Source organism: Macrococcus capreoli, from assembly GCF_025628935.1.
GTDB classification, from domain to species: Bacteria; Bacillota; Bacilli; order Staphylococcales; family Staphylococcaceae; genus Macrococcoides; species Macrococcoides capreoli.
This window is the reverse complement of the sequence record NZ_JAOTIS010000001.1, coordinates 302,044-320,121: the sequence shown is the minus strand read 5'-3', so window position 1 is coordinate 320,121 and position 18,078 is coordinate 302,044. Positions and strand designations below refer to the sequence as shown.

The 18,078-nt window shown below is 36.4% G+C and carries 18 protein-coding genes; 6 read left to right on the top strand and 12 right to left on the bottom strand.

All coding sequences use genetic code 11. The features are described from left to right. Nucleotides 1-13 precede the first annotated feature (13 nt). On the bottom strand, nucleotides 14-1,111 hold the full coding sequence (locus OCL94_RS01635; RefSeq protein WP_262993873.1) for an AI-2E family transporter: 1,098 nt from the start codon (nucleotides 1,109-1,111) through the stop codon (nucleotides 14-16). A 101-nt stretch (nucleotides 1,112-1,212) separates the two neighbouring features. On the opposite strand from OCL94_RS01635, the gene OCL94_RS01630 reads away from it, so the two are divergent. Next, complete coding sequence (locus tag OCL94_RS01630; protein WP_262993871.1) at nucleotides 1,213-1,935, top strand: alpha/beta hydrolase; 723 nt, start codon at nucleotides 1,213-1,215, stop codon at nucleotides 1,933-1,935. 45 nt (nucleotides 1,936-1,980) lie between these two features. After that, a complete protein-coding gene (locus tag OCL94_RS01625; protein WP_262993869.1) occupies nucleotides 1,981-2,490 on the top strand; it encodes a YjcG family protein in 510 nt (169 codons plus the stop codon). A 224-nt stretch (nucleotides 2,491-2,714) separates the two neighbouring features. Here OCL94_RS01625 and fabI read toward each other — a convergent pair whose 3' ends face one another. From fabI to OCL94_RS01590, 7 genes are all read right to left on the bottom strand, one after another. Next, nucleotides 2,715-3,488 (bottom strand): enoyl-ACP reductase FabI, encoded by a 774-nt coding sequence (gene fabI, locus OCL94_RS01620; protein WP_262993867.1) that lies wholly within the window; start codon nucleotides 3,486-3,488, stop codon nucleotides 2,715-2,717. 151 nt (nucleotides 3,489-3,639) lie between these two features. Beyond that, on the bottom strand, nucleotides 3,640-5,478 hold the full coding sequence (locus OCL94_RS01615) for a monovalent cation:proton antiporter family protein (protein WP_262993866.1): 1,839 nt from the start codon (nucleotides 5,476-5,478) through the stop codon (nucleotides 3,640-3,642). A gap of 9 nt (nucleotides 5,479-5,487) precedes the next feature. Beyond that, nucleotides 5,488-6,861 carry a magnesium transporter gene (gene mgtE / locus OCL94_RS01610; RefSeq protein WP_262993864.1) on the bottom strand — a complete coding sequence of 458 codons (1,374 nt, stop codon included), beginning with the start codon at nucleotides 6,859-6,861 and terminating at the stop codon, nucleotides 5,488-5,490. A gap of 25 nt (nucleotides 6,862-6,886) precedes the next feature. Next, nucleotides 6,887-7,747: an RluA family pseudouridine synthase gene (locus tag OCL94_RS01605; RefSeq protein ID WP_262993862.1), complete on the bottom strand. Its 861-nt coding sequence runs from the start codon at nucleotides 7,745-7,747 to the stop codon at nucleotides 6,887-6,889. Next, nucleotides 7,744-8,541 (bottom strand): NAD kinase, encoded by a 798-nt coding sequence (locus OCL94_RS01600; protein WP_262993896.1) that lies wholly within the window; start codon nucleotides 8,539-8,541, stop codon nucleotides 7,744-7,746. The genes OCL94_RS01605 and OCL94_RS01600 overlap by 4 nt, the downstream gene beginning before the upstream one ends. Before the next feature lie 12 nt (nucleotides 8,542-8,553). Further along, nucleotides 8,554-9,183: a GTP pyrophosphokinase gene (locus OCL94_RS01595; RefSeq protein WP_262993860.1), complete on the bottom strand. Its 630-nt coding sequence runs from the start codon at nucleotides 9,181-9,183 to the stop codon at nucleotides 8,554-8,556. 14 nt (nucleotides 9,184-9,197) lie between these two features. Then, the gene (locus OCL94_RS01590; RefSeq protein WP_262993858.1) at nucleotides 9,198-9,542 is read right to left on the bottom strand and encodes a UPF0738 family protein; all 345 of its coding nucleotides are present in this window, start codon (nucleotides 9,540-9,542) and stop codon (nucleotides 9,198-9,200) included. A gap of 144 nt (nucleotides 9,543-9,686) precedes the next feature. Here OCL94_RS01590 and OCL94_RS01585 point away from each other — a divergent pair, with 144 nt between their 5' ends. The 3 genes from OCL94_RS01585 to OCL94_RS01575 are packed head-to-tail and all read left to right on the top strand — an operon-like array spanning nucleotide 9,687 to nucleotide 11,483. Further along, on the top strand, nucleotides 9,687-10,274 hold the full coding sequence (locus tag OCL94_RS01585) for a CYTH domain-containing protein (RefSeq protein ID WP_262993855.1): 588 nt from the start codon (nucleotides 9,687-9,689) through the stop codon (nucleotides 10,272-10,274). Nucleotides 10,275-10,321: 47 nt separating this feature from the next. After that, complete coding sequence (locus tag OCL94_RS01580; protein WP_262993853.1) at nucleotides 10,322-10,687, top strand: globin domain-containing protein; 366 nt, start codon at nucleotides 10,322-10,324, stop codon at nucleotides 10,685-10,687. A 19-nt stretch (nucleotides 10,688-10,706) separates the two neighbouring features. Beyond that, nucleotides 10,707-11,483, top strand: coding sequence for a DsbA family protein (locus OCL94_RS01575; RefSeq protein WP_262993851.1), 777 nt, complete (start codon nucleotides 10,707-10,709; stop codon nucleotides 11,481-11,483). Nucleotides 11,484-11,940: 457 nt separating this feature from the next. Here the strand turns inward: OCL94_RS01575 and pepF are convergent, their stop codons facing one another. From pepF to spxA, 4 genes are all read right to left on the bottom strand, one after another. Continuing rightward, nucleotides 11,941-13,749: an oligoendopeptidase F gene (gene pepF / locus OCL94_RS01570; protein WP_262993849.1), complete on the bottom strand. Its 1,809-nt coding sequence runs from the start codon at nucleotides 13,747-13,749 to the stop codon at nucleotides 11,941-11,943. A gap of 36 nt (nucleotides 13,750-13,785) precedes the next feature. Further along, the gene (locus tag OCL94_RS01565; RefSeq protein WP_262993847.1) at nucleotides 13,786-14,790 is read right to left on the bottom strand and encodes a competence protein CoiA; all 1,005 of its coding nucleotides are present in this window, start codon (nucleotides 14,788-14,790) and stop codon (nucleotides 13,786-13,788) included. Nucleotides 14,791-14,865: 75 nt separating this feature from the next. Continuing rightward, nucleotides 14,866-15,534, bottom strand: a complete 669-nt coding sequence (gene mecA / locus OCL94_RS01560; protein WP_262993845.1) for an adaptor protein MecA — start codon at nucleotides 15,532-15,534, stop codon at nucleotides 14,866-14,868. A 136-nt stretch (nucleotides 15,535-15,670) separates the two neighbouring features. Next, nucleotides 15,671-16,066: a transcriptional regulator SpxA gene (gene spxA, locus OCL94_RS01555; protein ID WP_262993844.1), complete on the bottom strand. Its 396-nt coding sequence runs from the start codon at nucleotides 16,064-16,066 to the stop codon at nucleotides 15,671-15,673. 452 nt (nucleotides 16,067-16,518) lie between these two features. Here spxA and trpS point away from each other — a divergent pair, with 452 nt between their 5' ends. Further along, nucleotides 16,519-17,508, top strand: coding sequence for a tryptophan--tRNA ligase (gene trpS / locus OCL94_RS01550; protein ID WP_262993841.1), 990 nt, complete (start codon nucleotides 16,519-16,521; stop codon nucleotides 17,506-17,508). The last annotated feature ends 570 nt before the right edge of the window (nucleotides 17,509-18,078 follow it).

The following is an 18,078-nucleotide window of genomic DNA, read 5'->3' as shown; positions in this document are numbered from 1 at the left end:
TTCTTTAATGCTATTATTTTTGTTGTTCCTGAACCGTCTTAGTGGCTTCACTTGTAATATCCTGACGGTGCATATAAACGTTACGAACAATCGTCTTAATGACTGCATACGTAGGTACCGCAACTAATATTGCCATAAAGCCACCTAAATTACCTGCAGCTAAAATCACAGTAATAATCGTTAACGGATGCATGTTCAATGATTTCCCCATAATATTCGGCGTAATCACATTCCCTTCAAGCTGTTGTGCCACAAACATAATGACGATAACGTATAATGCCATGACCGGCTTCTGGATTAACGCGATGATAAGCGCTGGAATAATCGCTAAATATGGTCCTAAAAATGGGATTAAATTTGTCACCATGCCCCACATTGCAAGGATGACGGCATAATCAAGGCCAATAATGAAATAACCAATTAATAATAAAATTCCTAAAATAAAACTCACCGTTACTTGGCCTTGAATGTATGATTTTAACGTACGGTCGATATCTTTAAATAAATTCACAACGAACACTTTGCGACGTCCTGAAAACGGCGCCGCGACAAACGGAATAAAGCGGTCGTGATCTTTTAACATATAAATTAAGAAAAACGGCACTAAAATTAATAAAAAGAGTGTTGAGATAAATTGTGTTACAAATGAAAAGGCATTCGTTACAATCTTACCTGAATAATCGTTCACTTTCTTTATTGCACTGTTAATATTATCTTTCACATTGTCTGGTAATTTCTCTCGCTGATCTAAAGCGATGTTCACATACGATTGAAATTCTTTTTGAATTGTCGGGAAGTTATCTACAAAATTCGTACTTTGTTTGACGATGACTGGTCCGACAAATGATAAGAATAAACCGATGAGTACAACAAGCGCTAACATGATTGTCGACAAACTTTGCCAGCGTTTTAAATGAAATCGCTCCTCAAGTTTATCTTGAAATGGTACCGTAATATAATACAAAAATCCGCCGAGCAATAGCGGTAAAATAATGGATTTCACAATAATAATAATAGGATAGAAAATATGATTAATTTCTAAAAAATATTTAATAATTAAAAACGATAATAACAGACCTATTCCAAAACGAAACCAAACTTTCTTAGTCATATTGTCCTCCTTGATTAGATATAAATATATTATACCCAATAATTCATGATATTATAAACGTATTATTAATATTAAATCGAATATTTTAATGAGGTGACACAATGCAACCCGGTAAAATAACGCCATTCACAATTGAGAGTGAACAACTCAATCGTACAGTAAAATTAAGTATTTATTGTCCGAAAGACTATTCACCTTTTGTCGACCATCAACTTAGTTTATGTTTCGACGGCCAGGACGTCAGTCAAATGGGACAAATACATCGTAAATATGAACAGCTGATAGATCAACTGAGTGACCCAATCGTCTTTGTCTTTATTCATTATACGAATGCTGAAGAGCGTCGACTGGAGTATCATCCAAATGGTATTCATCGCAAAGCATATCAACTGTTTATTACTGATGAATTGATACCGTATTTAAATGTACACTATCATTTGTCACAAACTGCTGAGCAAACGATATTAATCGGTGATAGTTTAGCTGCGAGTATTGCGCTGACACTAACGCTCGAATACCCAGCATTGTCAAAGCGTGCAATACTGTTCTCGCCAATGGTAACGCCGGAAATGATTGCGCACATTCGTCAACTCGATGAAACACAATGTAAACAATTAAACTATTATTTAATTGTTGGTAATACGGAAGATCACTTTCAATTAATGACTGGTGATGATGCTGATTTCTTAAATCCAATCCGCGTATTACATGCAGTATTTAATGCGTGTAATATTCAGCATTATTATGCTGAACTAGATGGCGGTCATACATGGAAGACATGGAAACCGCAAATCGAAGACGCCTTAAATTATTACTTCGGTTAAAATTCTGATATAATTGAATTATCAGAAAAAAAAGGGGGCGTCATTATGAAACTAGGCATCGTATTATACCCGTCAAAAGCCTATCAGGACGAAATCAATCAATATCGTAAACGTTATGATGCGCATTATGCGTTGATCTCACCACATATTACAATTAAAGATGCATTTGAAGTTGATGCGCATGAAGTTGAGGCTGTTTCAGCTAAATTAAAGGCGGTCGCTAAAGCAACTCAACCCGTTGAAATTAACGTTGAGAAAGTATCAGACTTTGCTCCGACGCAAAATGTTATTTACTTAAAAGTAACACCGAATGACAATTTAGTACAATTACATGAAGTATTGAATGATGGTAGCTTTTACGGGAAAAATGAATACCCATTTGTACCACATTTCACGGTTGGCCAAGGCTTTACTTCTCAGGAATTTGAAGATGTAAAAGGACAATTATCGATGCTGGATGTCAGTCATACAGAAACCATTGATAAATTAAGCTTATGTTATCAATTAGAGAATGGAACTTGGAACGTTAAAGAAACATTTACTTTCGGGGAATAAAAAGGAAGAGGCTGTTTACAATGCGTTTAGGTCCGAACAAATTGGAAGCAACACAGAGAAATCGTTCTTTGATTTCGATGGTGTTGCTGAAATTTGACGAGGACCTGCATTGAAAACGCCGTTTAAGCTGTTACTCTTAAGAGTACAATGCATATCGCAACCTTTTTTGTGGGGTGAGTAAGCCATATTATTGATTTTTGCGGCTCACTCACACTAACTACACCCTATCCTACAATATGGTAACCACCGTCTACGTGAATATTTTCTCCAGTAACACCGCTCGATAAATCAGTTAATAAATATAATGCAGTCTTACCCACTTCGATAATATCAACATTACGACGCAACGGTGCATGTGCTTCAATTTCTTTCAATATAGTATTGAAATTCCCAACACCTTTCGCGCTTAATGTACGAATAGGCCCAGCTGATATTGCATTGACACGAATACCATCCTGGCCTAAATCAGCAGCTAAATATTTCACATTGGCTTCTAGTGATGCTTTCGCTACACCCATGACATTATAATTCGGTACTGCAAACTCGCCACCTAAATATGTTGTCGTTACAATTGATCCATGACCTTCCATTAACTTCGATGCTTCTCTTGCAACAATCGTTAATGAATATGAACTAATATCCTGCGCTAACAAGAATCCTTCACGGCTCGTATCAATGAAACGGCCACGTAAATCTTCCATATTCGCAAATGCGATTGAGTGGAATACACCGTCAATACGATCATATTTCTCTTTAATAGTCGCAAATGCATTTACTACATCATCATCCACTTGTACATCACATTGAATCATTTCAGCATGTTGATTATGTTTAAAGTTCGGTAACAACTTCTCTAATTCTTTCATACTACGCTCTTTACGGTACGTAAACACTAATTTACAACCTGCTTCATCCAGTACTTGCGCCACACCATAAGCTATACTTCTCTTATTGGCGATCCCCATTATCACATATACTTTATCATTGAAATTTAACATCTTAGCGCTCCTTTATACGTTAGTTCTAGTATCTAGTACTAATTTATTTTACTATACCACAAAATGAATGAATTAAAAAGCAGCATAATAAAAAACGATGCTGGATACTTGAAGTATCCGGCATCGTTTGCACTACTCTTTTTTCCAGACTTTAAAACAATTCTAATTCTCGTTTAATCTCATCAACATATTTACGTTCACCTGTGACTATCAGACGGTCTTTAAAGTGCAGTTCTGTGTCACCGTGCGGCACGATTGAATCATTACCTCGTAATATACGCACGAAGATAATATCGCCAGAGAATGGGAATTCACGCAACTGCATTTCATGGTAACGTGTATTCAACATTTCAATTTCATATAATGACGTTTCCACATTCGATAATAAGTTTAACATGTTCGGCGATTCAATTAATCCTTTTAATAACGTCTTCGTACTCTGGAACTCACTGAATACTTCAATGCCTTGTGCTGTTAACGCTTCATCATCCTGTAACGTTTCAACACGACAAATAACACGCGGTACACCTTCTTGTTTCGCCATGACTGCCACTTTACGGTTGATTGTTTCGTCATTGGCTGAACATACGACAATATCGAAATCAAATAAACCATTATCCAATAGTTCATCGTAATTGTAGTCATCCAGCTGAATCGTTTGTAAGTCTTTAATCGATCCTTTATCGACATTATTTTTTAAATAGAATAACGTCGGTAAATATAAATCAGATTTAAAGCTTTGCGCAACTGGCGTCGATAATTGGTTCTTACCAATAAATGCAACTTTAATCGTTTTTTCTTCCGTACGTGCTACCGGGAAAGTCTTCTTAAATAATATTGGAACGATAACACACGTAATGACTGCAGCAAGAATCAATGTTCCACTCGTTGTTGCATCAATCGTTCCAAGTTGTTCAGCAATCTTTGCTGAAGCGATAACAAGTGACAATGTTGATGTTAATAGAAATGAAGATGCAAGAACTGTCTTCGTATCATACCATTTCTTTAATATTGCAATAGGAATAACCTTCGTCAAATAGAACGCAATTAATAAAAATGGAATTAAAATTAATCCAGATGGATCTTTAAACAATGCCGGGATATTTAAATCGACCCCTACCATAATAAAGAACATCGGAATAAAGAAACCATAACCGAAAGAATCGAGTTTATTGACCATATCTTTATCCGGTCCAAGTAAACTCACGACACATCCCGCTAAGAAAGCACCGAGAATATTTTCAGCACCGACCCCTTCAGCGAGTGCTACTAATAAGATAATTAATGCAAATACAGCACGAATGCCAATTTGCGTCGTCCCCGCCATTAACTTCTCTAAAAATGGCGCTTTCTTAAAGTTTTTACCCGTTATATAGAACAATGCAGTAAAGACAATTAATATACCGATTAACCAAATCGGTGAATCACCTTGCGCATATAACGTACCATATAGCGTTAATAATAATATTGTCGCTAAATCGGCAATTACCGCAACAAGCAAAATAATTTGCCCTATAGTTGTCTGCATAATATTCATTTCTTTTAACGTCGGTACAACAACACCTAATGAAATGGTTGAAATGATAATAATCATTAACAACACATCATCAATAATACCTGTCCATTTAAAGATATACGCTGCGAGTGCTGATAAAGCCAAGATCCCCGCAAAAATAATCACTGCAATGATTAATGGATTCGGTTCTTTCTGTTTATCTTTCTTCTGATTGCCAGAAGATTTAAATGCTTTGAAATCAATTTCTAATCCACTTAAGAACATTAAGAAGATAAAACCAAGTGTTGATAACATATTCAACATATTTGTTCGATCTACCCAGTTAAACACTGACTTCCCTACAATAATCCCCATTAATATTTCTGCTACAACTACAGGCAGAAAGCTAATACGTAAACGGTTGAGCAATATCGGTGTTAAAAATGCACAAACAACTACGATAACGAGTGACAATAATTCTGCATGATTTCCCATCTTTACCTCCTATGTTAAATAACTCATAAATGTTGTCGCTAATCCAAAATAAATCAACATACTAATAATATCATTCGTTGTAGAAATAAACGGACCACTTGCAACAGCAGGATCAATTTTTAGACGGTGCATCATAAGCGGTACCATCGCACCAGCAAGTGTTGCAACCGTCATTGCAATCGTCAAACTGAAACAAACAATTAAACCGAGCACAGGCTGGCGATATAAGACGCATATAATGATAAATAACATGATGGCACAACTGAGCCCGGTAATAAAGCCTGAACCTGCTTCGCGTAGTGCCAGTTTAAATTTACTTTGTTCATCAATTTCGCCCGTCGATATTCCCCTTACGACGACCGCTAAACTTTGCGTGCCTGAATTACCAGCCATACCCCCAATTAGAGGTATAAACGCTGCAAGTAAAGCCACTTTACTTAAAGTATCTTCAAATTGACCTAGAATAGACGCTGTTATCATTCCCATTACAGTCAGGGCTAACAACCAAGGTAATCGTTTACGTGCAGTGGCAAAGATTGAATCATCTGTTGAATCAATATCACTCACTCCGGCTAATTTAGAGTAGTCTTCACTCGCCTCTTCGTCCATAACATCGATAATATCATCGATTGTGATAATCCCTAACAGATGATTTTGATAATCGACGACTGGTAAAGCCAGTAAATCATAGTCTTTCATGACATTTGCAACATCTTCCTGATCATCAGCAACGTTCACGCTAATGACACGTTCATACATTATCTCTTCAATATATTCATCGTTCTCAGCGACGATTAAATCTCTGAGTGAAAGCACGCCAACGAGTTGCTTCTGTTCATTCAGCACGAATATATAATAAATCGTCTCCGCTTGAGGCGCTTGTGCTTTTAATTGAATCATGGCCTCTCTCACTGTACTGTTCGCATCGACAGAAATATATTCTGTCGTCATCAGTCCACCTGCAGTATCCTCTTCATAATGAATTAACGCTTTAATTTCCTCTGCCGTTGACTGTTGCATTAATGTCATAAGGCTCGCAAGTTTCGTTTTATGTAACGTCTTTAATATATCGACCGCATTATCGAGTGACATTTCCTGAATCATGCTACTCGCATATCGCGCGTCCATTGCATCGAATATTTCATCATACTCTGCATCATCTAATTCAGTCGTCTCTAATAATTCAGCAATTTCTTGAGGTGACAGAAATTGATACATGATTTGACGATTCGCTTCACTCGTCTCACTAAAGTATTCACCTTGATCATACAAATGGAGTTCAAGAAATACTTCTCTAAACTGATCAATATCCTGACGTTGCAACAATTCATCTAATGTTGCTTTATAATCTAATGCGTCATCCAGCATAACTTCTTCTGCCATTCAATCACCTCCAAAATACAATTCATTATACCATATCAGAAAAATCACTGAAATCAATAGGTAATGGTTGCTGCAAGTCAATCATTTCACCTGTATATGGATGTTTGAATACAACTTGATACGCATGTAATGCATGTCTATTTATACGTTGATCTTCGCCATATAAAGTATCTCCAACTAAAGGATGTCCTATTGCCTGAAAGTGCACGCGTATTTGATGCGTTCTCCCTGTATGGAGCTTTACTTTAACGCTCGAAATATTGTGCTGTACATCATAGTGGAGCCGTTGAAATTCAGTTCTTGCACTTTGTCCTGTGATACTTACTTCACGCGTAATAATCGAGTTAGACGTTCGATCAATCGGCATACAGATGTTTCCTGACGCTTTCACTTGATTTAAACATAACAAATGATAGTATTTCTCGATCTTATTCGTTAATAAGTGGTGAAATAACTGATGTTTCGCAAACACGACAATGCCGCTCGTATTGCGGTCTAGTCGGCTGACTGGATGCAATACGCTATCGTCTTGTTGTGTTTCAAGATATCCATACACCGCTTCGATTAAACTTTCATGTGGATGCAGTCTTGACGGTATTGTATTCATAAATGGCGGTTTATTTACGATAATGATCATCATATCTTCATACAGTAATTCAACTTTATAGTGATATGCGATTAAATGGGCGCTGCGCGTTTCTTTCGGTAAATAAACATCCAGTATATCCCCAACTTTGAGACTTCCACGGACGGTGACGTGCTGACCGTTAACAAGTAAAGCGCCATTTTGTTTAATGGCGCTTAATGATTTCTTACTATAGTGATGCTCAATTAAAAAGGCTTTAACGGTTGTGGCTTCATTACTGACATACTGTAAATGAATCATTCGCTTGCAATAAATGAATCATGTACTCTTTTCCAGAACGGAAAAGGTCTAAAACGCGCAAATCTAACTTTCTCATCTGCAACACGATACTGAATCGAAGCCACACCTTTATGATCGGCTGTCAGATGATCGATAGTTAATTGTAATGTTGTCGGATTGGCCGGTACAATCTGGCACGTATGATGCTTCGGCAATACTAAAGGTGAGCCGACCGTACGGAACACACGATTATTAATTGATGCGATTTCTGTAATTTGCATCGCTTCAAGCGACGGATGGATTAATGCCCCGCCAAGCGCTTTATTATAGGCAGTAGAACCACTAGGCGTCGATACACATAAACCGTCACCTCTAAAGCGTTCAAATTGGTCGCCACGAATGACCAAATCAGCAACTAAAGTAGCACCGTTATGTGTCTTGACCGTCGCTTCATTCAACGCTAAATAACGGGATGGACGTCCTTCGTCAAATCGCACAATCACTTCTACTAACGGATATTCTATCACCTGGAACGTATCGTTATTAATTGCGATAATTAACTTCTCTACTTCATGCGGTAACCAATCTGCATAAAAGCCTAAATGACCTGTATGAATGCCGACAAAGCTCGTCTCACTTAGGCGATGGCTATATGTATGAAATGCCTGCAGTAACGTCCCATCGCCCCCGACAGAAATAACAATTTCTGGTGTTTCAGCATCTTCAACCATATTAAAATCTTTCATGTAACCGATCATTTTTTGTTTTAATGCATTGCTCTTTGAATCACCTTTAGACAATATATTAAAGCGCATCATTTCACCTTCTTAGTCTCTAATCTCACTACGTTGTTCAGAATAAAACTTTTGTGCTTCTTTAATTTCTTCACGGATTTCTGACATTTCTTCATCCAGTAAATAAGCTGCTTCTGCTGCACGTTCTAAACGATGCTGAATTTCCGGTGGATAATCTCCTGCATATTTATAACGTAACGTATGTTCAATCGTTGCCCAGAAATTCATGGCAAGCGTTCTAATTTGAATTTCTGCCAGGATAAACTTCTGACCGTTTAACGTTTCAATAGGATATTTTATAATAACGTGATACGAGCGGTATCCACTTTCTTTCGTATCTTTAATATAATCTCGTTCTTCAACAACTTCAAAATCACGACGATTGCGTAACATTTGCACAACGACATCGATATCATCAACAAACTGACACATGAGTCGTAACCCTGCAATATCGTACATTTCTTCGCTTAAGCGATCAAACGGTATACCACGTGTATTCGCTTTCTCTATAATGCTCGGAATAGGTTTCACACGGCCTGTCACAAACTCAATGGGCGATGATTTCCCTTCAGATTGAAACTGTTTACGAATACCTTTTAATTTTATTTTCAATTCGTCAATCGCTTGTTTATATGGCGATAAAAATAAGTCCCACTGGTTCATAATTACACCTCATTTTAAAGCTCAAATACCTCTTCAACGCGTTCGGTAAATGGTTTTCCGTAATTAAAGTTCCCTTTGATATTGTCTAACAATTCATCTAATTCTTCCTTGAAATGCGTTAATTCTATTGTACCGTAAAGTAGCCATGGATATGCTTCATACGCTTTCATCATTTGCCACGTTTCTTCGACAAATCGTAAATTCGCATACGTCTGTCCAGCATCTAATAAATATACAAACTGGTTATTATCGCTATCAACCACCATCGTACCCGTTGCTGTTGCTTCGATTTGTGGTTCTTCGGTTAATAGGATTACTTGATTATCTTCTAACTTTATTTCATTTACATGTAAATTCATTGTTTGTCATCTCCTTAGCATATTTATTTTATCATAAATATTAAAAATACTTTAATGAATTTGTATCCATTGCATAATGGAATATACTTTACTTCAATAGTGAGGTTATACATAATAAAAATATATATTTGAAGGGGGTTCACCATGGAAGAACTAGAAATTGAATTTAAAAATTTAATTGATTATCCAACTTTTGAAACATTAAAAACAACATTATTTAATAATGCACCGATGATTACGCAGACGAATTTCTATATCGATACTAATGCATTCGACTTAAAAGCTCACCGCTGTGCGCTGCGTATTCGTGATAACGGGACATCAAAAGTGATGACGTTAAAGATTCCACAAGACATTGGTATTATGGAATATACAGGTGTGATTGATGAGCGCATTATTGACCAGGAATACATTGAACAGCAATACATTCCAAAGAATATTAACGCACAACTTAAGAAAATGAACATCCCCGAGCATAAATTACGCATCTTCGGTGCATTATCAACCGAGCGTCGAGAAATTCCATATCAATCTGGACTCCTTGTTCTGGATGCAAGCTATTATTTAGACACTGGTGATTATGAATTAGAATATGAAGTGTCCGATTACGAACAAGGTCGTGCTAATTTTGATGCGTTTCTTGAACATTATAACATTGAAAAGAAAGCAACATTGAATAAAGTTCAGCGTTTTTATAACCATTATGAACGTCTAATAAGCAAAAAACTTTAAAAAAACGAGATAAATGCTATATTAGTATAAAAGTGAGGTGGCATGAATTGACGACAATTTATGAGCGGATAGGTCAGGAGAAACTGTATGCGATGATTGATATATTCTATCGTTACGTCGCGCAGGATAATCGCATTAATCATCTCTTTCCTGGGGATTTTGATGAAACGGCACGTAAACAGAAACAGTTTTTAACACAGTTCTTCGGAGGACCGACACTCTATTCTGATGAACATGGCCATCCAATGATGCGTGCACGACATATGCAATTTCCGATTGGTGAACATGAGAAACATGCATGGCTTGAGAATATGACACGTGCAGCACATGAAGTCGATATTGACGATGACGTAAGAGATTATATATTACAACGGTTAACGTTAACTGCTGAACATATGAAGAATGTCTATTAAAGAATGAAGGTGATGGGGAATGGGACAACTACAATTAATGGTGCATCAATCTGTAGAACAATTAGCGCCAAGTCAAAAAATAGAAATTTACTCTTTCTTTGATCCATTTTGTAAAGAATCTTGGAAACTGAAAGCGACTTTACGCAAATTACAAATTGAATACTGTCAATTCGTAGAGGTGAAACAAATTCTACTCCCTACTTTAAAAGTATTAACGAAATGTCAGGCACAAAGTACGACATGTGATGATAATATTGCGTTAGCATTTAAAGCAGCTGAATTACAAGGCCGTAAGAAAGCCAGTTTATTTCTGAATTACATTCAGAATGAAATTATGCCGAAACAAGATATTATTACGAAAGAATTGATTATGCATTGTGCGCAAAAAGCAGGATTAGATATCGATGTCTTTCTGGAAGATATCCGTAGTAATCATGTTACGTCTGCATTGAAATGCGATCAGCATATCGCAAGTGAAATGGACGTGACAGTTACACCGACACTTGTGTTCTTTAACGAGAATTATGAAGATGAAGGTTTAAAAGTTGAAGGTGTGCACGCGTATCATATCTACACATATATCATTAACGAGCTTGTCGAAACACCGATAGAAAAGAAACTCCCTCCACCAATTGCGACGTATATTCGTGAGCAGGAAATGGTTAGTGAGAATGAACTGGAAACAATTTATGAATGGCCTCATAACATATTAATGAACGAGCTACGTAAACTCAAATTACAGAATATCATTGAAGATGTATATTATGATCATGACCTATTTTGGAGAATGAAATAGGAAGGAGAGGCTGTCTGAAAAGCGTTTAGTCGCTGAAAAACTGGAGAAAACCCATCTGAAATTGCGCTTTAATTTGAGATGAGTTTTTGAAGTTTTCGAGGCGACGGCTTTGAAGACGCCATTTAGGATGATTGTACCGATAAAACTTAAAACAAACCACCGACATTCCCATTAAATGTCGGTGGTTTGTTTGTGTATTATAATCTTTACTAGTACAACTAGTACAGATAATCATTTATTTTCATTTGCATTTTTCATATCCAAAAATGCAAAAAAAATGCCGTGTCTGATTACACGGCATTTAAACAAAGGGGATGGGAGAAATTTTTTCACTCAAACAAAGGGGTATGTTTGGTTTGTGATTAATTTCATGTACTTACTATAACACGATACAATACCTGTATCAACCCAAAACCTCCAAGTTCACAAATATGACATATTGTAAACGGATACAATTTTATTTCGTTGCTTTAACTAACTTTTCAAACTCATTTAAGCGCGCTTCAAACACTTTACACGCATTCTCAATCGGTGCACTGCTCGTCATATCCACGCCAGCTTTCTTCAACACTTCAATCGGATAATCTGAACTACCTGCTTTCAGAAATTGATTAATATAACGCTCTACTGCAGGTTGTCCTTCTTCAAGGATTTGCTGGCTTAACGCGTATGCTGCACTGTACCCTGTTGCATATTGATACACATAATAATTGTAATAAAAGTGCGGTATTCTACTCCACTCATATTGAATGTAATCGTCAGTAATGACATTCTCTCCGTAATATTTCTTATTCAACGCTGCATATTCACTATTTAAGCGCTCCGCTGTTAACGGTTCATTGTTTTCAATAATGGTATGAATCTTATATTCAAATTCTGCAAACATTGTTTGTCTGAATACAGTTGCTCTAAACCCATCTAATTGATAGTTAAGAAGATATAACTTTTTCTTTTCATCATCAAGATTGTGATACATATAATCAGCTAGTAACGCTTCGTTGCATGTTGACGCCACTTCCGCAACAAAGATTGAATAGCCCGACATATTCGATGGTTGATGCTTTCTTGAAAAATAACTATGTGCACTATGTCCAAATTCATGTGTTAATGTAAATGTATTATTCACATTATCCGTCCAGTTCATTAATATAAACGGATTCGTACCAAAGGTTCCAGATGAATATGCACCACTTCGCTTGCCTTTATTTTCATACACATCGACCCAGCGATTTGTTAATCCTTCTGTAATGACATCGGTATATTCTTTCCCCATCGGTTCAAGTGATTTAAGCATCCATTCAGTTGCTTCTTCATACGTCACTTTAAAATCAACATCTTCAATTAACGGTGCATACATGTCATACATGTACATTTCATCTAAACCAAGTAATTCTTTTCTAAGCGCAGTATAACGATGTAATAATGGTAAGTTCTCATTAATTGTGTTCACCAACGTTTCATACACAGATTCAGGTATGTCATTGTTAGATAATGCTTGATGTCTTGCACTATCATACTTTCTTACTTTACTTGAAAAGACACTTGCTTTCACTTTCCCAGATAACGTTTGTGCTAACGTATTATTGAATTTACCGTATTCACTATAAACGGCTTTATAAGCATTCTCGCGTAATACGCGGTCTTCTGATTCTAAATATGAAATGTAATTACCGTGAGACAGTGGATGACTTACACCATCTTTATCTTCAACATTTGGAAATGTTAAATCTGCATTGTTAAACATACTAAATGTATTGCTTGAAGCAGATAGTGCCTCCTGTGCTTCTGCTAATATCAATTCCTCATTCTGACTTAAGACGTGTGGACGACGCTTATTGATCTTTTCAAGGTCAAATTTATATCGTGTCAATCCTGCGTTTTCTTCAATAAATTGCGCTAACGTTGTTTCATCAATCGTCATCAATTCTGGTAGCATAAAGCTCCACGCTGATGAAAATTGACTTGCAAGCGTTGCTGCACGTTGTTCAAATGCAGTATATTTCGCATTTGTTGTATCTTCATCGTGCTTTAAATGGGCATAAACATAAATCTTCCCTAACAGTTCATCAATCTCTGAATCTAGTAACAACGCATTTAATAACGTTTCACTAGAATCGCCTAACTTCCCTTGAAAGTCTTTTTCTTTGCCTAAGTAAGATGAAAGCTTCGTAAATGCTGCTTCCCACGCATCATCTGTTGCAAAGATTGTTGTTAAATCCCATGTATTTTGTTCTAATTGTTCATTTCTATTCATTAATACTGTCATTGTAGACCTCCATAAATGTTAATACTACTAATTTTCTCACTTTTCTGTCATTATTGCACGTATTTCATTCGAATACGTTTGATATTTTTTCAAAATGTGCAATGCAAGCTGTCCTTTCGGCATAATTTGCCTACTTTGCTCCGATAAATTGAGCAAGTTAAGCCATGTCGAGAAGTCAAACGTATGATTGTGAATCATATGCATGAGACGGACTTGCCATTCTATCGGATGTGTTTCAATAACGATTTGTTCCGGTAAGACTATTCTTAAATGGTCTGGTATATGCTGTCGCGGTATACCGAGCTGATATAAATGACTTAGCGTCGGTTCAAGGACGGAGCGTTTCGCGATACAATTTTGAATATGCTGTTTCGTTTCAAGATGTGTTAATATACGAAAGTCTTCACGCAATCGACGCACTGTCTTGTGTTGTATGAAATCTTTACCCGTCGTTATAACTTCCAGTTCAAATGCATACGTATAGCGGTTAAGCACACGCGTAATATGTAATGCATAAAATATTTTTAATTGTGTATTGTAGGCATATAAAATATGTCGCTTCAAATCAATTAATGCATTTTGAAAACGTGACAATTTCAATCGATGGCTATCAATCTTCAAATCTTCATATTTCGCAATCCAGATCACATCGATACCGATTGACGCATACCCTTGTGTACGTGCAGCGACGTGTGCTGCAGGAATTGGCGTCATCTGCAATTCAAATGCAATTGGCGGCCCGTTTGTTTGTGCATAATAACAATCTGATATTTGTTCAATTTCATGGAGATAATACTCCATATAACAAGACTTCGGATCAAATAAATCATATAGTGCATATTTCCCTTCCAGATGTGCTGCGGTTTCTTTCTTATACGTGTGCACGAAACAATCTTTAATCGACTGGTGGGCAAAGTGCGGCATTTTGACTTTTCCTTTTTTCAATACGACTGGTTGATGACATATCGGACAAATATATCGCCCTGGCTTTGCATGCTTTGCTTCGATAAGTTGTTGATACTGATTCAATGCTGTTAACAAAAATAAGCACCCCCTACTTATATATAGTAGGAAATGCTCAAAGTATTTTTTACATTTTCGTAAATATTGTAAAGCTTATTGTTTAAAGTACTTACGCACTTGGTGTTTAACGTTATGACTCATCACGACTTTACCGTACTCTTCTAATTGTTCACTTGAGATGCGCGTTTCATTCGCATACTCTAATATATGTGCCACATATGTATGCACTGCTTCATCCGATAAACGCTCATCAAAATGAACATAATAATAGTACTTGCCTTCATACATATACAGTAAATCTTCAATATCAACATGAACGTGATCAGCATAACTGAACTGAATCACATCTTCCAGTGATTTGAAATGCGCAATAAATTCATTATCGATATCATTAACCGCAGCAGCTTTCATCAGTAAATCACGGATTGCTTTCTCGTCCTGTACTGATTTACTTAAAAATTCACTCACATGATATTCTAAGTTCTCTGCTGATTCTTCTTCCGGTAAATGTAACACATCATCATGTTTAGACTTCGTTACTACAAATTCAATACCTTTATCAAAGGCATGCACTTGAATCCACAATGGACCTTCAACAAAAAATTCTTCTTCTTCATTGATTTCTTCCATCATAGACCAAAAGAATGCTTCGCCGGCTTTGCGATTCGTCCAAAGCTCATCGCGTTGAAAGCCTCTTGCTTCTATGTCTGCATAAGTTAAGTAAAATTTTAATGTTGTGTCGTTCACGCGTTCAATTCTCATGGTCTACTCCCCCTATCAATAGAATTGTAAGTCTATTGTACATGAAAGGGTAATGACTCACAATGAATTCAACTTAAAAAAAAGCATAAAAAAGCCGTCTCATCCGTTCTTGTGAACAAATGATGACGGCAGTTGATTAGTCAACCATACGTTGCGCTTCTAATAATTGGAACGTACGTACTTTACGTGGTAAGAAACGTCTGATTTCATCTTCGTTATATCCAACTTGAAGACGTTTTTCGTCTAAAATAATTGGACGACGTAATAATCCAGGGTTCTTTTGAATGATTTCATATAATTCCTGTAAAGGTAATGAATCGATATCTACATTTAATTTTTGGAATGTTTTAGAACGTGTAGAGATGATTTCATCTGTTCCGTCTTCTGTCATTCTTAAAATTGCTTTAATTTCGTCAATTGATAAATTCTCTGAAAATATATTACGCTCCGTATACGGAATGTCATGTTCTTGTAACCATGCTTTCGCTTTACGGCAAGATGTGCAACTTGGTGAAGTAAATAATGTTACCATACATCTCACTCTCCTAATGTGTTATTTATCGGTTAGATTGTTATGTATCAATTATCTTAATCGTATAATAATTAATACCCCTTATTGTGTTATCTTAAACATTGTCAAATCATAAAACTTAAAAATTTATAATGCGTGTGTATTTGCGAATAAATTCGTTAAGATAAATGGTTTAACTGTTTGTTCTAACCTGATAGTGCTATTATATTATCCGAACATTAAAATTTAATGAGAATTCTCTAATAAAATGAAAATAATTATCTGAACATTCAATCAGACACAATTTGTTAACATTTATCGGCTTACTTTATGTTCGTTCCTTCACTATACACCCTTTAAATCCTTATTACAATACGTTTTCATATTTTTTCAATTTATGTTGCAAAGTCTATTTTTATAAATGCGTGCAATATAGTACAATAGAAGTACTTATATTTAAAGGAGACATTACGATGCAAACATTATTTTCAGGCATACAACCGAGTGGTGTACCGACGATTGGTAACTATATCGGGGCTTTAAAACAATTCGTCGAAATTCAAAATGATTACGAATGCTATTTCTGTATTGTAGATCAACATGCCATTACAGTGCCGCAGGAGAAAGCTGCATTACGCAAAAATATTCGCTCATTAGCTGCACTATATTTAGCAAGTGGTTTAGACCCAGAAAAGGTAACACTATTCATTCAATCTGAAGTACCTGCACATGTTCAAGCTGGCTGGATGTTAACGACTGTATCAACAATCGGTGAGTTAGAGCGTATGACGCAATATAAAGATAAAGCGAAAGACCGTAAAGAAGGAATACCTGCCGGGTTATTAACATATCCTCCTTTAATGGCAGCTGATATTTTACTATATGGTACGCATATCGTTCCTGTTGGTGATGATCAGAAGCAACATTTAGAATTAACACGTGATTTAGCTGAACGCTTCAATAGCAAATATAATGATATCTTCACAATTCCGGAAATTAGAATGCCAAAAGTCGGTGGCCGTGTGATGAGTTTACAGGATCCGACGAAGAAAATGAGTAAATCTGATAGCAATACGAAAGGATTTATTTCGTTATTAGATCCACCTAATACCGTTGCGAAAAAAATTAAAAGTGCGGTGACAGATTCAGAAGGTATTGTGAAATACGATAAAGAAAATAAACCTGGTATTTCTAACTTGCTCAGTATTTATTCAATCTTCTCAGGTGAATCGATTGAAGCGCTTGAAGCAAAATATGAAGGTGTTGGTTATGGCGATTTCAAAGCTGATTTAGCTGAAGTGATGGTGAATTTCATAACGCCATTTCAGGAGAAATATGAATATTATATGCAGTCACCTGAGCTGGATGCCATATTAGATCGCGGAGCTGAGAAAGCGGCATTCAAAGCGAATAAAATGCTCAAGAAAATGGAAAATGCAATGGGATTAGGGAGAAAGAGATAGGCTGTCGAACGGGCGTTTAGACGCAAGTAAACTGGAGACAAGACCGAAAAATCGCTCTTTGATTTTGAAGGGTTAGTCGAAGTTTACCTGGCGTCTGCCCGTGAGACGCCGTTTAAGATAGGCTGTCGAACGGGCGTTTAGAAAAGAAGTCGGGACTTTATGTTCCGACTTCTTTTTGGAGATTGATGCTCGTTGCAGCTCATTGCCGGTAAATTAAAAATACCGGTAATCAATCAACAAATATCAGCTATTTTATAAAATGATTGCCGGTAAATTAAAAATACCGGCAATCAATCAACAAATATCAGCCATTTCATAAAATGATTGCCGGTAAATTAAAAATACCGGCAATCAATCAACAAATATCAGCTATTTCATAAAACGATTGCCGGTAAATCAAGAATACCGGCAATGAATCAACAAATATTAGCCATTTCATAAAATGATTGCCGGTAAATTAAAAATACCGGCAATGAATCAACAAATATCAGCCATTTCATAAAATGATTGCCGGTAAACTAAAAATACCGGCAATGAATCAACAATTATCAGCTATTTCATAAAATGATT

What these genes read in the sequence shown, in the direction of transcription:
- OCL94_RS01615 (WP_262993866.1), bottom strand. Translation starts at nt 5,478, where the DNA reads ATGGGAAATCATGCAGAATTATTGTCACTCGTTATCGTAGTTGTTTGT.
- mgtE (WP_262993864.1), bottom strand. Translation starts at nt 6,861, where the DNA reads ATGGCAGAAGAAGTTATGCTGGATGACGCATTAGATTATAAAGCAACA.
- fabI (WP_262993867.1), bottom strand. Translation starts at nt 3,488, where the DNA reads ATGTTAAATTTCAATGATAAAGTATATGTGATAATGGGGATCGCCAAT.
- OCL94_RS01585 (WP_262993855.1), top strand. Translation starts at nt 9,687, where the DNA reads ATGGAAGAACTAGAAATTGAATTTAAAAATTTAATTGATTATCCAACT.
- trpS (WP_262993841.1), top strand. Translation starts at nt 16,519, where the DNA reads ATGCAAACATTATTTTCAGGCATACAACCGAGTGGTGTACCGACGATT.
- OCL94_RS01625 (WP_262993869.1), top strand. Translation starts at nt 1,981, where the DNA reads ATGAAACTAGGCATCGTATTATACCCGTCAAAAGCCTATCAGGACGAA.
- OCL94_RS01595 (WP_262993860.1), bottom strand. Translation starts at nt 9,183, where the DNA reads ATGAACCAGTGGGACTTATTTTTATCGCCATATAAACAAGCGATTGAC.
- OCL94_RS01605 (WP_262993862.1), bottom strand. Translation starts at nt 7,747, where the DNA reads ATGATTCATTTACAGTATGTCAGTAATGAAGCCACAACCGTTAAAGCC.
- OCL94_RS01635 (WP_262993873.1), bottom strand. Translation starts at nt 1,111, where the DNA reads ATGACTAAGAAAGTTTGGTTTCGTTTTGGAATAGGTCTGTTATTATCG.
- OCL94_RS01600 (WP_262993896.1), bottom strand. Translation starts at nt 8,541, where the DNA reads ATGCGCTTTAATATATTGTCTAAAGGTGATTCAAAGAGCAATGCATTA.
- pepF (WP_262993849.1), bottom strand. Translation starts at nt 13,749, where the DNA reads ATGACAGTATTAATGAATAGAAATGAACAATTAGAACAAAATACATGG.
- OCL94_RS01630 (WP_262993871.1), top strand. Translation starts at nt 1,213, where the DNA reads ATGCAACCCGGTAAAATAACGCCATTCACAATTGAGAGTGAACAACTC.
- spxA (WP_262993844.1), bottom strand. Translation starts at nt 16,066, where the DNA reads ATGGTAACATTATTTACTTCACCAAGTTGCACATCTTGCCGTAAAGCG.
- mecA (WP_262993845.1), bottom strand. Translation starts at nt 15,534, where the DNA reads ATGAGAATTGAACGCGTGAACGACACAACATTAAAATTTTACTTAACT.
- OCL94_RS01575 (WP_262993851.1), top strand. Translation starts at nt 10,707, where the DNA reads ATGGGACAACTACAATTAATGGTGCATCAATCTGTAGAACAATTAGCG.
- OCL94_RS01590 (WP_262993858.1), bottom strand. Translation starts at nt 9,542, where the DNA reads ATGAATTTACATGTAAATGAAATAAAGTTAGAAGATAATCAAGTAATC.